The following is a 15,412-nucleotide window of genomic DNA, read 5'->3' as shown; positions in this document are numbered from 1 at the left end:
CTAATTCCTATTTGTTTTGTACCTTTGCCCAAAAATAATAAGCACCTCAACAAAACGAGGTTTTATCAATGAAACGTTTAGTAATATTAGGAGGTGGTGAAAGTGGTGTAGGAACTGCCATTCTCGGTAAACAAAAAGGCTGGGAAGTATTCCTTTCCGATAAAGGCTCCCTAAAACCTCACTACCGCGAAACTCTTAACAAAGAAGGCATTCAGTGGGAAGAAGGCACACACACCGAAGAGAAAATTCTCTCAGCCGATGTGATTATGAAAAGCCCAGGTATCCCCGATAAAGCACCTATCATCAAAAAAGCTCACGAAAAAGGCATTGCTGTGATTTCTGAAATAGAATTTGCAAGCCAATATACCGATAGCCTCATTGTAGGCATCACAGGTAGTAATGGTAAAACCACTACCACCTTGCTCACTTATCACATTTTCAAAGAAGCGGGATTGCAAGTGGGACTTGGCGGAAACATAGGTTATAGCTTCGCCGAATTAGTAGCTACCAAAAATCCACCGTATTATGTACTCGAAATCAGTAGTTTTCAGTTAGACGGCATAGAGCATTTCGCCCCCCATATCGCCGTGTTGCTTAACATAACTCCTGACCATCTCGATAGGTACGACTATAAGTTCGAAAACTATATCAACTCTAAATTCCGTATCGCGATGAACCAAACTGAAAATGATTACCTTATCTATGATGCCGACGACGAGGTAATTACACAGTGGCTCAGCACCCATACTATAAAATCTAAACTCATACCTTTTTCTATAGAGAAAGAACTCCCACAAGGAGCTTTCTTAAAAGATAATAAAATATACATTATGTTAGAGAATCAAACTACTGAAATCGACGTTGAAGAAATTAGCCTTCGTGGCAAGCACAACATTAAAAATACAATGGCAGCAAGTGTAGCTGCCCGCTTAGTAAATATCCGCAACAACTCATTGCGCGAAAGTCTTAAAGGCTTTAAAGGTGCTCCCCACCGCCTCGAAGAGGTGAAAGTAGTAGATGGTGTTACTTACGTAAACGACTCTAAAGCTACTAACGTAAATTCAGTATTCTACGCTCTCGACACCATTAAAACTCCTATCGTGTGGATAGTTGGCGGACAAGACAAAGGCAACGACTATAACTCTCTTTTGCCTTATGTACACGAAAAAGTAAGAGCTATTGTATGTCTCGGAGTCGATAATTCCCCTATTATTCAATCGTTTCACAACACAATAGGCACGCTTGTCGAAACCCGCTCAATGGACGAAGCTGTAAAATTAGCACAAGGTTTTGCTCAAGAAGGCGATACAGTACTATTATCCCCCGCTTGCGCCAGCTTCGACCTCTTTAAAAACTACGAAGAACGCGGAGACCTCTTTAAAGCAGCTGTTCAGAAACTGTAATAATGCGCGAATGGATAGCCTCACATATCAAAGGCGACAAAACCCTTTGGGCGCTCATACTCGTCTTTACCCTCTTCTCCTTCTTGGCGGTGTACAGCACCAGTACCAACTTAGTGTATGTAGTGGGTAAGGGCACTCCTTTTGGCTACCTCATCAAGCACTTGGTGTTTGTAGGGGTCGGCTATCTCACTCTTTATATCGTGCATCGTACACCTTATCGTTTTTTCCGTCCTGCTTCTAAACTGGGGCTCATCTTAGCGGTGCTCCTACTCATCTTTGCAAACCTTTCAGGGAGCACCATCGAAGGGGCAAACGCCAGCCGATGGCTCAGCGTAGGGGGTTTCTCTTTTCAGCCCTCCACCTTTGCAATGGTAATGCTGATGGCTTATGTAGCTTCTTATTTAGCTAAAAACTACGGCAAAAAACTGTCTTTCAAAGAAACTATTTTACCCCTGTGGATGCCCGTAGGAGTGATTACAGCCTTAGTACTTCTTTCTAACCTATCTACCGCAATGCTAATCCTCAGCTCAGTGCTGATGCTCACTTTCTTGGGTCGTTTCCCAATGAAACATATCTTTTCAGCTATAGGCATTGCAATTGTTTTCCTTGCACTTTTCTTATTAGTAGTAAAAGCCTTCCCCGAAGCTTTCCCCAATAGGGTAGATACTTGGATGAGTCGTATCGAATCGTTTATGGGAGGCGAGGACAACAAAGAAGGCTATCAGATAGAACGTTCCAAAATGGCTATTGCCAAAGGAGGTATAATGGGACAAGGAGCAGGTAAAAGCACAATGAAAAACTTCCTCCCCCAAAGTTCCTCCGACTTTATTTATGCTATCATCACCGAAGAATATGGCTCATTAGGAGCTATCGTTATAATGGTGCTTTACATACTACTGCTCATTCGCATTGTAGTCATCTCACAAAAAGCACCTACCCTCTACGGGCAGTTATTAGTATTAGGCTTAGGTTTCCCAATACTCTTGCAAGCAATCATTAATATGGGAGTAGCAGTAGAACTCTTTCCCGTAACGGGGCAGAACCTACCTCTCATCAGTAGTGGGGGTACATCACTATGGATGACGTGCTTAGCCTTAGGGTGTATTCTCTCCGTAAGTGCCCAAAAACGCAAAGATGGTAAGATGGAGAAAGACAAACCCGAAGCCGACGTAGAGGAAGAACTCGCTGAAAGCGCTCTCAGACAAATGAAAAATGCGAACCGCACAGGCGATTAACTTTTAACTTTTCACTTAACTAAAAATGCCCAAAGGAGTATTACTCGTAAATTTAGGATCACCCGATTCCTTCGCAATAAAAGACGTCAAACGATATCTAAAAGAATTTTTAATGGACGAACGCGTCATCGACCTGCCTTACCTATTGCGCTATGCTTTGGTACACGGGGTTATTCTCAATACGCGTCCACCCAAAACCAGTAAAGCCTATCAAAAAATATGGTGGAGCGAAGGTTCTCCTCTCATTGTCATTAGTCGTTGGCTTACTGAAAAAGTACAGCGTAAAGTCTCTGTACCCGTAGTATTAGCAATGCGCTATGGCAACCCAAGTATCGCCAATGCACTAAAAGAATTACACAGCAAAGGAGTTGATGAAGTACTCCTCATTCCTCTTTATCCTCAATACGCAATGGCTACTACCGAAACCATTGAAGTCCTCACCGAAAAACTCATCAAAACCTCTTATCCTAATATGCGTCTCACTAAGTTTCCTGCTTTCTTCCATCGCCCCGAGTATATCGAGGCTTTAGCAAAGGTCGTACGCGCTCATTTAGGGACAGCTCCTTTCGACCATTTGCTCTTTTCTTATCACGGTGTACCCGAGCGCCATCTCTACAAAACCACACCTACCTCTGCACACAAACACATTGTAGAAGGTGTAACTTGTTGCGACCCTTACAGCGAAGAAGGAACACACTGCTACCGAAGTCATTGTTTTGAGACTACTCGCTTATTGGCAGAAAAGTTAGGATTAGAAAAAGGAAAATACTCACAAGCGTTTCAATCGCGTTTGGGGAAGGATAAGTGGATTACCCCTTTCACTTCCGATAAAATTATAGAACTTGCCCGAAATGGTGTAAAAAAATTAGCAGTCATCGCTCCTGCCTTTGTCGTCGATTGCGTAGAAACTCTTGAAGAAATAGAAATAGTAGGAGGTAAATCTTTCCGCAAAAATGGTGGCGAAAATTTTAAAATGATTCCCTGCCTCAACGACTCCGACCTGTGGGTACAAGCTCTGTCCTCTTGGATTAATGAAGAGACAAGAGATGAAAGATAAGATTAAAACTTTTCGGACGACTTCTTTTTCTATTTTAGCTAATTAATTCCTATCTTTGTAATCTGAAACGCTTAAAATATTTCTAATGACTGATTACCTTATTGCTAAAAGCATACATATCATCTTTGTAGTGAGCTATTTCGCAGGACTCTTTTATATGGTGCGACTATTTATCTATCACACCGAAGCCTTGGAAAAAGATGACCCCGAACGCTCAATTCTCCACAAACAATTCAGCTTTATGGAAGAGCGCTTGTGGAATATCATTACCGTGCCGGCACTGGTGCTGATGACTCTTAGCGGACTCTATATGCTATACGACGGTGGCGACTGCACGCTTATTAAACAAGGATGGTTTCACGTCAAACTGCTATTCGTCGTCTTTTTGTTTGTATATCATTACTATTCTTGGCGCATAATGAAACGACTCCAAGCGGGGCGCGCCTCTCTTACTTCGGTACAACTGCGAATGCTCAACGAAGTAGCGACAATTATCCTCTTTGTGGTGGTATTCGCCGTGATACTAAAAGGCTTATTCATCACCTATTGGTATTTTTCTTTAATAGCTTTTGTAGTAATGGGGGCTCTGATAATGTTAGTAGTGAAATTGGTCAATAAAGGAAAGAATTAGCATATTTGAAAATTAACATTTTAGCCAATGAGTGCGTCGCAAACTTAGCCAAAGTTTCAAATACAAGCTACACTTCTTTTTTAATTGTTTGATTTGAATAGATTTGTTTGATTTCTAAGGCACAAACCTTATCCTTTTTAATTTCTTTGTTGAATTTCTATAGCGTAAGCTTAATATGCAACAACTAAAAAATACTCCTATAACCTCTCTTCCTGCTCTGGCGCAACAAATCCGCAACCGCATTATAGAGGTTATTGCTACACGAGGTGGACACTTAGGTGCAAGTCTCGGAGTGGTAGAGCTTACTATTGCGTTGCACTATGTGTTCGATACTCCTCACGATATACTAGTATGGGACGTAGGGCACCAGAGTTATGCTCATAAAATCCTCACCGGTAGAAACGAGTATTTTACACATATACGCGAGCGTGGAGGTATCAGTGGTTTTCCTAAACGTGCAGAAAGTCAGTACGATGCTTTTGGTACGGGACACTCATCTACCTCTCTTTCTGCTGTCTTGGGTATGGCAATGGCATCGGCTTTGGCAGGCGATAAAGAGCGACAACATATAGCCGTGATAGGCGATGCTTCTATTGTGAGTGGTATGGCTTTCGAGGCACTGAACTATGCAGGCACCACCGATGCCAATATGCTCATTATACTGAACGACAATACAATGGCTATCGACCCCACCGTAGGAGCGTTCTCTCATTACCTTGCCCAACTGAAAACCGAACACGCTACTCACAGTGCTTTTTTTAGTGCTTTGGGGATTACCTACAAAGGCGTAGTAGACGGACACAACCTCACCGCGCTCATCACGGCACTCAAAGCCGAAAAGCGAGCCCGTGGAGTGCGCCTCCTACACGTTGTCACCACCAAAGGTAAAGGATACCCTAAAGCCGAAGCCTCACAAGTATTTTTCCATTCCCCCTCACAATTCGATAAAATCACAGGCAACCCTCTGCCTGAAAACTCTGCTCTCCCTGCTAAATATCAAGACGTAGTAGGGCAAACCCTCACCGAACTCGCCCAGCAGAACCCCAAGATAGTTGTCATCACCCCTGCAATGAGTAGTGGTAGCGGACTCACGGCTATGCAAAAGGCATTCCCCGATAGGGTAATGGACGTGGGGATTGCCGAACAACACGCGGTTACCTTTGCTGCCGGTTGGGCTACACAAGGTTTTATACCGTACTGTGTGGTATATTCCACATTTTTACAGCGCGCTTACGACCAGCTTATTCACGATGTAGCCCTCCAAAACCTGCCCGTAGTATTCTGTATAGACCGTGCAGGACTCGTAGGCGAAGACGGTGCCACCCATCACGGAGTGTTTGATATGGCATTCTTGCGCCCTATTCCTAATCTCATTATCGCTTCACCGCGTAATGCTACCGAGTTGCGCAATTTGCTCTATACCGCTCAGCAATCGCTCAAGCACCCCATTGCCATTCGTTATCCTCGTGGTCGTTGTGCACAAACCGATTGGCAACAACCTTTCCAACAGCTAATTATAGGCAAAGGCGAACAGCTAAAAGAAGGTAGCGAGATAGCCGTACTCACCATTGGCGCCATTGCCGAAAATGTACAACAACAGCTCAATCAAACTGCTGAACCCGAAAAATATGCCCATTACGATGCCCGTTTTCTCAAACCTTTGGACGAGGCGATGCTACATCATATCTTCCGTTCTTATAAGAAAGTAATCACAGTAGAAGAAGGAAGCACAGGCGGTTTAGGCAGTGCCGTAGCCGAATTTGCTACCCAGCACAGCTATACCACTCCGCTGAAAATCATCACCCTCCCTGATAGTTTTATTCCTCACGGCAAAGTAGAGACGCTCAAAGAAGAGTTTTTAAAAATTAGAGATTTAGCAGATTGACAAAATAAGCCAATATGTGAAAGAACAAAAACTGCTTTTTCTTCAACCTTTTCACGTTTTTAACACTTTTTCCTCAACAGTTTTAAAAGCCCTTTCTTCCTATTGACCTTCAACTAACTAACACCTTTCCTTCGTCTTAGGTTCGTCTTTCCTTCGTCTTAGGTTCGCTCTTCCTTCGGTTAAACTTCGGTGAAGAGACAAGTATGATAAATCTTTTATTTAACTGAATAATAATATTTTAACTGTTTTTACAGTGTAAGATACTAAGTTGTATTTTTCTTTTTAATAATTGAAAAAAATACATACATTTAACAAACATTAAGATTTTTTCAGCAATCTGTCAAGCTTCCTATTTGCTAATCTGATAATTACTTCTCATTCTATACCTCTCCCCTACTATTACATTTTCATTACGCTTTGTCTGTCAAGCATTCACCAGCTATATTCATTCCATTTTACATTTATTAGTTCATTTGCTAATTGCCAAATTAGCAAATTATCATTACCTTTGCACCCTGAAATATTTAGCACGATTCTCTGTATGAAAAAACTCATTGTTCTACTGTTTCTTACCTCCTTTACCGCTTTTGGGCAAGTGCGCAAAGCAAGAACGTACGAAGCCCCTGTAAAGTCCGATACGGTAAAAGTAATGAAAGATACCGAAGCGTTAAAGTTCACTTTCAACCGTTTTAAATTAGCACAACAAAAATGGTTCAAATTCAATCAAGTGAGCCTTAATATGAGCGAGGTAGCTTTTTCTAATTGGAGTGCAGGAGGAGAAAGTTCTATTTCGGGGATATTTAATGCCAAATTCCGTCGCCGTTATACCGAACGCACTTTCTTTTGGGACAACGAATTAGAAATCAACTACGGTATTAATGCTCAAAAAGGGCGCGAAGTGCGCAAGACCGACGATAAACTCTCACTCATCTCATCGTTTGGCTATCGAGGCGACTCACAGTCGTTTTGGTATTACACGGCACGCTATCAGTTTCTTTCACAAATCAGCAACGGGTACAACTATCCCGATGTAGAAAAGCCTATCTCCAAATTCTTTGCCCCTGCTTATATCACCTTTGGTTTGGGTACTGAATATGCTCCTTCAAAGATAAAATTCAGTATTTTCCTTTCGCCTATCACGCTTAAAACTACTGCTGTACTCGACCAACGTTTAGCCGATGAAGGTGCTTTCGGGGTAGAAAAAGCCCAGCGTGCTCCTGACGGTACTATTCTGAAGAAAGGTAAGCGTACCCATAACGAACTCGGTTTTTCAGTGTCCGGTCGCTGGGACAAGAAAGTGATGGAGAATATGATACTCAATACTTCCTTTAACTTCTATGGCGATTACCTTAAAAACTTCGGAAATATAGATGTGGATTGGGAAACTAATCTCAACTTGAAGGTAAATAGCTACGTGCAGGCGCGTATAGGGGTACATATCAAATACGACGACGATGTGAAGTTCTTTTCTTACAAAACACCTAATGGCGAAGTGCACAACTATGGAGCACGCACTCAATTCAAGCAGGTATTAGGGGTAGGAATATTATATACTTTTTAAGTGATGTTTTTAGAGAATACAGTAAACGACAACGAAAAAGCGGGCTGGATAGAAGTAATATGCGGGTCGATGTTCTCAGGCAAAACCGAAGAACTGATTCGCCGATTACGTCGTGCCCAATTTGCAAAACAGAAGGTAGAGATATTTAAACCCAGTTTCGACACGCGTTATGATGATACCAATATCGTATCGCACAACGCCAATGAAATTCCTTCTACACCCGTAGAAGCCGCCGCTAGCATTATGCTTCTTGCCGATGGTTGCGATGTGGTGGGTATAGACGAAGCACAGTTTTTTGACGACGAGATAGTACACGTGTGCAATGAGCTCGCCAATCGCGGGGTACGTGTAATCGTAGCAGGACTCGATATGGACTATAAAGGAAAGCCTTTCGGACCTATGCCCTTCTTGATGGCTACTGCTGAGTATGTTACTAAGGTACACGCTGTTTGTACACGTACCGGCAACCTCGCCAATTATAGTTTTCGCAAAGTTTCTAACGACCAGCAACGCTTGTTAGGAGAAGCCGATAGCTATGAGCCTCTCAGTCGCGCTGCCTTCTATAAAGCAATGAATGCTAAGAAAACAAAAGAATAATAACCGCACTTAAAGTACTTAATTGATAAGTTATTTTGGTATATTTAGGGTATTTTCAAACTTGCTAATCTGCTAACTTGCCAATTTGTAATTATTTTGTACTTTTGTCTGATTTTTAAAATGAAGTAATATAATACAACCATTATGAAAAAGAAAAATCCTATTACTTGGGTGCCTACCACCTATTTCGCTATGGGGCTTCCCTTTGTGATGCTTTCATTAGTTTTTCCTATTATCTTCAAAGGATTAGGTATTCCTGACGACCAGAACGCTTTTTGGACTTCTTTACTCATCTTACCTTGGTCTTTAAAACCTATTATCAGTGTAATAATGGAGCTCTATGGTACTAAAAAACAATATATTGTCATTACCGAATTAGTATCAGCAGCTTTATTCGGTTGTATTGTCTTTTCGTTACCTCTCCCTAACTTTTTCACTGTGTGTTTAGCCTTATTAGGAGTGATTGCCCTTAGCGGTTCTACTCACGATATTGCAGGTGACGGAATGTATATGGAACAATTGGACACAGCTACCCAAAGTGTATATTCTGGCTGGCAAGGTGCTTTCTACAACTTAGCAAAAGTGCTTGCCAATGGTGGTCTTATCTTCTTAGCAGGTTGGCTCGTAAAAGCAAAAGGTATGAGTGTAATTGCTTCTTGGCAACTGATTCTTAGTATTTGTGCTACTATTTTAGGTCTCGTAGGTCTATATCACCTTTATGCTTTGCCAAAAGATACTAAACCTCAGCAAGCTGGTGATTTTAATGTAAAAATGAAAGAACTATGGGGTATTTTTGTAGCTTTCTTCCGAAAGAAATATATTTTTTATTATTTGTTTTTTATCTTCTTATACCGTTTTGCAGAAGGATTAGCTATGAAGATAGCTCCTCTTTTCCTCATTGCTAAAACTGATAAAGGAGGCTTAGGGCTCACCGAACAAGAATATGGCTTAGTATACGGTACTGCGGGAGTTATTGCTTTTATTGTAGGCTCTATTTCAGCTGGCTATTTCGTCTCTCGTGTAGGGTTGCGCAAAGCTCTTTTCACTTTGGCGTGTGCTTTTAATATTCCATTTGTAGTGTATCTACTTTTTGCTTATTTCTTGCCCTCTCACTTGCCTACTATCGCTTTGGGAATTGTAGGTGAGTACTTTGGTTATGGTTTGGGTTTCGTAGGTCTTACCCTCTTTATGATGCAACAAATAGCTCCTGGTAAATACCAAATGGCTCACTATGCTTTCGCCAATAGCCTGATGAACTTAGGAGTGATGGTTCCTGGTATGATTAGTGGTTTCCTCAGTAAATATTTAGGATATCAACACTTCTTCTTATTGGTAATGATTTGCACTATTCCTGCACTATTAATCACTTGGAAAGTGCCTTTTACTTATGACTCCAAGCAGAATAAAATAGATGAAAAAGCTCATTAAACCTACTTCTTAGAGCATTTTTAAAGTCTATAATACTCATACTTAAAAGCCTTTACCTAAATACTGATTAGGTAAAGGCTTTTAAGTTATCTTTCTTCCTCCTTAGTAAGTTTTATTTCTTTGTCTCCCAATCAAAAGGAAAGAGCTCTGAGCGTGTATGACTTTGTTCCATAAATCGCTCTATTTTCTTCACTATCTTAGGATATTTCTCGGCGAGGTTGTGCTGTTCAGCAGGGTCAGTAGTAAGGTCGTACAACTCAATAGGAGCGTTTTTATCTTTATTCACGTTTAGGCGTACTCCTTTCCAGTTTTTATAACGCACTGCTTGTCTACCTCCCATTTCGTGAAACTCCCAATAAAGGTATTTATGCTGTTGCTGTTGTTTCTTCCCTAAAAGCGTAGGTAAAAACGACACCTGATGCCTATTAGGCACATACTTCTGATGCGTAATCTGAGCAAAGGTAGGCATCATATCCCAAAAAGCCCCTATGTGGTCGCTTACGCTACCTGCCTTTATCTTGCCTTTCCAATACACAATGTAAGGGGTACGTATACCGCCTTCGTACAAGTCGCGTTTAATACCTCTCAATCCTGCTGAGGAGTTGAAGAACTTAGGGTCAGCACCACCTTCGCGATGTGCCCCATTGTCGCTCGCAAAGATGATAAGGGTATCCTCATCAAGCCCTTTAACTTTAAGGAGCTTGCGTATTTCTCCCAAATATTTGTCTAACCGACTCACCATAGCCGCATAAGTGGCATAAGTATGCGGTTGCGACATATAACCTGCCCAGCCAAAAGGTTTAGGAGTAATCTTGTCGTAATCCACCCCTTTATAAGGTTTCTTGGGAAGATATTCGTACGAAGCGTAAATACTGTCGTGAGGCACTACCAATTCGGCGTGTGGGAGTGTATAAGTAAGCCACATAAAGAAAGGCTTTTCAGCTGTTTGTTTGCCTATATAATCCAATATTTTTTCTTGTATGAGGTCTTCGCCATAAACCTCTTGGCGCTCATAGTTTCCGTTTTCGGGAATGAGCACCTTTTCATTGTCGTGCCACAAGAAAGCAGGATAACGGCGATGAGCGCGGAACTGCGAGTTATAACCAAAAAAAGTATCAAACCCTTGTTTTAGCGGATTCCCTTCGGAAGGAACGATACCTAAACCCCATTTACCAAAACAACCCGTATTATAGCCTGCTTTCTTAAAAAGTTGTGCTACCGATGGGTCGTTAGCAAGTAAAGGTGCTTGCCCATCTACTGGCTCACGCACTTCTTCATTACCGCGTATGTGCGTTTCACCCGTAGTTTGCCCTGTAATAAACGAAGCGCGAGAGGGCGCACACACAGATGTACCTGTATAAAACTGAGTAAACTTCATTCCTTCATCAGCGAGTTTGCTGAGTTGGGGTGTTTTGATAATTTGCTGACCGTAAGGCTCTATATCGCCGTAACCTAAATCGTCAGCCAAAATAAAGATAACATTAGGAAGTTTTTCTTGTGCCTTGACTCCTATGGTGCATAAGGAAGCTAAAAGGCTTAATAGTAAATGTTTCATAATAGTTAATAATGAGTTATAAATGGTTAATCATTAATGCGACAAAGATACAAAACAATTTACAATTAGCAATAAAATAGACTATCAAACTCACATTAATCAACATTAGTCCGATATGATCATCACCACAACTCCCCTTACGTCTCTATTGTCCCTCTCCTGCGAGTCTCTCTCAAACATCTGATAACTCCCCTTTGGTCGCTACAATTTCCCTTTTGAAGATAGCCAGCGACAACTGAGTATGTGCACAAAGATAGCAGAGTATGCGTAAAGGAGGAGGTTTGTCTCCTTTTCCAGCTTGTCCCCCTTCGGGGGTTCGGGGGCTTACCGAATAAATGACTCGCCACATTCCCCCTCATTGAGAGGGCTAGGGGGGAGGTTTCTCCCCTACTGCCTATTGCCTAAGACCTCATACTTCCCCATTTACTAATTTTCTAATTTGCTAATTCTCTAATTATCTCTTCCCTTTTCCGTCACACTCCCTCCTAGTGCCTATGACCTAAGGCCTAGTGCCTATTCCTCTTTCTTTCGTCTCGAAACCCTGTTTTTAACATTTTTACCCCTATTATATCATATTATGAATCAACTATTTATATACCCTTTCTATACCAATCGTCCAAGATTCGTATAAGCTTCCTATAAGCTCTCTATAAGCTAACCATACCCATTTTACCTCTTACCTTTTACTTTTTACCTGTATCACCTCTTCCGTTATCTTTCGGTATCTTATGATACTCCAAAAAATCCAATTACTAACCCTCAATTAGTAAAACCTAACCCATTTTTTGCCAGTCTCCTAATTTATTACTACCTTTGCCTCATACAAATAAAAAATACTTAAACATTATGTCTTACATAGCAACTATAAACAGTAATAATCCTGAAGCCTTAAAGGTAATAAATTACCTTAAGACTCTTGACTTTGTGAAAGTTACTAAGAAAAAAGAATCCAAAAAAAATGTAACAGCTACTTCCGAAGTTTTAGAGGAAGATGAAAACGGAATCCCTCTAAAATTTAAAGATAAAATAATGGCTATGTCAAAACAAGCAAATCGCAATATGACCAAACGTTGGGAAGCTGCTATCGCCAAAGAAGAAAAAAAACATAAAATATGATAGTCATTTCCGACTCCAATATCATTTTCAGTTGCTTTTACACCCCTAATGGCGTAATAGCCTCTATTCTTAAAAACAAGAAGAATAAGTTACAATTTATAGCCCCCTCTTTTCTATTAGAAGAAGTTAAAGAACATTTGCCCGAAATTATGAAAGACAACCTTCTCACTAAAAGAAAGGCAAACGTTTTATTGAAAGAATTTACCCAAAACATTACTTTCTACGAATTAAAAGATATAAAAAAACAAAATAGAGAGAAAGCAAGTAAAATAGCCAAAAATATAGACCCCGACGATTATCTTTTTATAGCTTTACACTTTGAAAAGGGACATAAAATATGGACTTGTGACAACATCCTTTCTAAAAGATTAAAAGAAATGGGCTACGATATATGTATTTCTACACAAGAATTAAAAACCAATATCTATAAAAAAGTATCTCCTCTACCAAAAGATTCTCAAAATAAAAAATAACCTTAGTTCCTCATATTTATATAACTAAGAAAACATCAATAAACCTCCTCTTAAATTTACTAATCAGCAAATTGTCTAATTGACAAATTATTCATATCTTTGCCCCATAAAACTGATATAGTGTTATGGAACAGGTGTACATCTTTATGCTGTTCGTGTTCTTGGTGCTCGCCGTTATCGATTTGGTGGTGGGTGTGAGTAACGATGCAGCTAACTTTCTTAACTCTGCCGTAGGCTCCAAAGTAGCCACCATTCGCACCATTATGATAGTCGCCAGCGTGGGGGTAGCCATTGGTGCCGTCTTTTCTAGCGGAATGATGGAAATCGCACGTAAAGGCATCTTTAACCCTCAGCTCTTCTATTTCGATGAGGTAATGGTTATCTTTATGTCGGTTATTCTTGCCGATATCCTCCTCTTCGACCTCTTCAACTCTATCGGTCTACCTACTTCCACAACCGTTTCTATCGTATTCGAACTCTTGGGCGCTGCGATGTGTGTCGCCACTATCAAAACGTTTATGAGTGACGAATCGCTTTTTAACGCTTTCAACTATATCAATACAAGCGAAGCAGGCAAAATTATCACCGGTATTTTCACCTCGGTAGCCATCGCCTTTACAGTCGGTACGATTGTACAATACTTAGCCCGATTAGTATTCTCATTTAAATATCAAGAAAATGTAAAATATGTAGGAGGCGTGTTCGGCGGGCTCTCGCTTACGGGGCTTTCCTACTTCATTATCTTTAAAGGACTCAAAGATGTCGCTTTCATTCCTAAAGAAGCCATTGCGTGGATAGACACGAATATAGTGCCGCTACTCATAGGCTGTTTTATTTTCTATTCGGTGCTCTCACAAGTGCTTATCCGTATGAAAGTAAATATTTTTAGGGTAATTATCCTCAGCGGTACTTTTGCTTTGGCAATGGCTTTTGCGGGTAACGACTTAGTGAACTTCATAGGGGTACCCGTAGCAGCTTATCAGTCGTATGATATATGGCATAATTCAGGAGTAGCTCACGACGGCTTGCTAATGGGTGCTTTAGCCGATGGGCAAATCTCTACTCCTACCGCCTTGTTATTGCTCACCGGTTTTGTGATGATTCTCACCCTTTGGTTTTCCAAAAAAGCACGTCACGTGATTGATACAGGCGTTAATCTATCTCGTCAGAACGAAGGAGGTGAAGAGAAGTTTTCTTCTAACTTCTTATCGCGATTCTTGGTGCGTATTACAGTGATTTGTGCCAATGCCGTGAACTTCATAATGCCAAAGTCCATTAGCAACAAAATAGATCACCGTTTTGAAAAACCTGAACCTGACCCTAATGTAAAAGAAGAAGACCTTCCTGCTTTCGACCTCGTACGTGCTGCTATCAACCTCGTGGTATCCAGTAGTTTGATTGCCATTGGTACTTCCTTTAAGCTCCCGCTTTCTACTACTTATGTAACCTTTATGGTGGCGATGGGTTCTTCCCTTGCTGATAGAGCTTGGGGGCGCGATAGTGCTGTATATCGCGTGGCAGGGGTACTGAACGTAATCGGCGGTTGGTTTTTAACGGCTATTGTTGCCTTTATCGGGGCATTTTTAGTAGCAGGCATATTGTATTACGGAAGCGTGATTGGGCTTATTGTGATGATAATGGTAGTAGGCTTTGTACTCATTCGCAACGCAATTATCTACCGCAATAAACAGAAAGCCAAAGCACAAGGAAAACGCTTTGAGCGTGCCGACTTGGCTACCATTGGCGGTGTCATCAAAGAAAGCTCTAACTATGTATCCGAAACGATTTTCCGCATCGACCAGCTTTATAGCAAAGTGGTGAAGAATCTCGGCACTCAAGATTTAGGCAAACTCACCAAAAACAAAAAGAATGCTAAAAAGCTCGAAAAAGAACTCGATGAGCTGAAAGGTAATGTGTACTACTTTATAAAATCGCTGAATGAAAGTTCGGTGGCGTCCAGCAAGTTTTATATCCTTATTTTGGACTGTTTGCAGGATATGGCACAATGTCTCACGGCTATCACACTCAATAGTTATGAACACGTAAACAACAATCACAAGAACCTCAAATTTAATCAGCTACGTGACTTAAAATACATTTCCGATAAGATGGAAGATGTGTTTAAGGCAGAAGCCGAAATATTCAAAGGTTCAGACTATAACAAGTTACACGTAATTTTCGAAGATTGTAAGGTGTTGAAAAACGAAGTGTCAAAGATGGTACAAAAACAAATCGACCGTATTCGCACTACCGAAACCAGTCATAAAACTACTAAATTATATTTTAGTATTTTATTAGAAACCAATGCGCTCATCCGTGCTAATAACAACCTGCTAATGCAGTTCGATGAATACCAAAAACAGCAAAATAAGAAGAAGAAAATGAACCTTATCACCCAAGTAACAGGGAAGAAATAATGAAGATATAAAAAAGAGGTAACTAAATTAATTTTTAGTTACCTCTTTTTCTTT

General features: G+C 40.8%; 13 protein-coding genes. 11 read left to right on the top strand and 2 right to left on the bottom strand.

Features of this window, described 5'->3' with window-relative positions; all coding sequences use genetic code 11:
* Positions 1-68 precede the first annotated feature (68 nt).
* The 8 genes from murD (at position 69) to HW278_RS08660 (ending at position 9,797) form a co-directional block, all read left to right on the top strand.
* Positions 69-1,403 (top strand): UDP-N-acetylmuramoyl-L-alanine--D-glutamate ligase, encoded by a 1,335-nt coding sequence (murD, locus tag HW278_RS08695; protein WP_111972968.1) that lies wholly within the window; start codon positions 69-71, stop codon positions 1,401-1,403.
* Between the two features lie 2 nt (positions 1,404-1,405).
* Positions 1,406-2,638, top strand: a complete 1,233-nt coding sequence (locus HW278_RS08690; RefSeq protein ID WP_178977569.1) for an FtsW/RodA/SpoVE family cell cycle protein — start codon at positions 1,406-1,408, stop codon at positions 2,636-2,638.
* A gap of 25 nt (positions 2,639-2,663) precedes the next feature.
* Positions 2,664-3,695: a ferrochelatase gene (hemH, locus tag HW278_RS08685; RefSeq protein ID WP_178977568.1), complete on the top strand. Its 1,032-nt coding sequence runs from the start codon at positions 2,664-2,666 to the stop codon at positions 3,693-3,695.
* 85 nt (positions 3,696-3,780) lie between these two features.
* Positions 3,781-4,326 carry a CopD family protein gene (locus HW278_RS08680; protein WP_178977567.1) on the top strand — a complete coding sequence of 182 codons (546 nt, stop codon included), beginning with the start codon at positions 3,781-3,783 and terminating at the stop codon, positions 4,324-4,326.
* A 175-nt stretch (positions 4,327-4,501) separates the two neighbouring features.
* On the top strand, positions 4,502-6,211 hold the full coding sequence (locus tag HW278_RS08675; RefSeq protein WP_178977566.1) for a 1-deoxy-D-xylulose-5-phosphate synthase: 1,710 nt from the start codon (positions 4,502-4,504) through the stop codon (positions 6,209-6,211).
* Between the two features lie 541 nt (positions 6,212-6,752).
* Complete coding sequence (locus tag HW278_RS08670) at positions 6,753-7,772, top strand: DUF3078 domain-containing protein (RefSeq protein ID WP_178977565.1); 1,020 nt, start codon at positions 6,753-6,755, stop codon at positions 7,770-7,772.
* A gap of 3 nt (positions 7,773-7,775) precedes the next feature.
* A complete protein-coding gene (locus HW278_RS08665; protein WP_178977564.1) occupies positions 7,776-8,369 on the top strand; it encodes a thymidine kinase in 594 nt (197 codons plus the stop codon).
* A gap of 144 nt (positions 8,370-8,513) precedes the next feature.
* Positions 8,514-9,797, top strand: a complete 1,284-nt coding sequence (locus tag HW278_RS08660; protein ID WP_048746914.1) for an MFS transporter — start codon at positions 8,514-8,516, stop codon at positions 9,795-9,797.
* A 112-nt stretch (positions 9,798-9,909) separates the two neighbouring features.
* Here HW278_RS08660 and HW278_RS08655 read toward each other — a convergent pair whose 3' ends face one another.
* Positions 9,910-11,352 (bottom strand): arylsulfatase, encoded by a 1,443-nt coding sequence (locus HW278_RS08655; RefSeq protein ID WP_178977563.1) that lies wholly within the window; start codon positions 11,350-11,352, stop codon positions 9,910-9,912.
* 172 nt (positions 11,353-11,524) lie between these two features.
* Positions 11,525-11,701 (bottom strand): hypothetical protein, encoded by a 177-nt coding sequence (locus tag HW278_RS12840; RefSeq protein ID WP_009421082.1) that lies wholly within the window; start codon positions 11,699-11,701, stop codon positions 11,525-11,527.
* Positions 11,702-12,198: 497 nt separating this feature from the next.
* Between HW278_RS12840 and HW278_RS08650 the strand changes: the two genes are divergently transcribed.
* From HW278_RS08650 to HW278_RS08640, 3 genes are all read left to right on the top strand, one after another.
* Positions 12,199-12,468 carry a hypothetical protein gene (locus HW278_RS08650; protein WP_048746918.1) on the top strand — a complete coding sequence of 90 codons (270 nt, stop codon included), beginning with the start codon at positions 12,199-12,201 and terminating at the stop codon, positions 12,466-12,468.
* Positions 12,465-12,941, top strand: coding sequence for a PIN domain-containing protein (locus HW278_RS08645; RefSeq protein ID WP_048746920.1), 477 nt, complete (start codon positions 12,465-12,467; stop codon positions 12,939-12,941). Before HW278_RS08650 ends, HW278_RS08645 begins: the two co-directional genes overlap by 4 nt.
* Before the next feature lie 125 nt (positions 12,942-13,066).
* A complete protein-coding gene (locus HW278_RS08640; RefSeq protein ID WP_009411219.1) occupies positions 13,067-15,358 on the top strand; it encodes an inorganic phosphate transporter in 2,292 nt (763 codons plus the stop codon).
* Positions 15,359-15,412: the final 54 nt, after the last annotated feature.

Source organism: Capnocytophaga sp. oral taxon 902 (assembly GCF_013394735.1).
In the GTDB taxonomy this organism is placed as follows: domain Bacteria; phylum Bacteroidota; class Bacteroidia; order Flavobacteriales; family Flavobacteriaceae; genus Capnocytophaga; species Capnocytophaga ochracea.
Note: the sequence above shows the minus strand (reverse complement) of the source record. Positions and strands in the feature narration are given on the sequence as shown.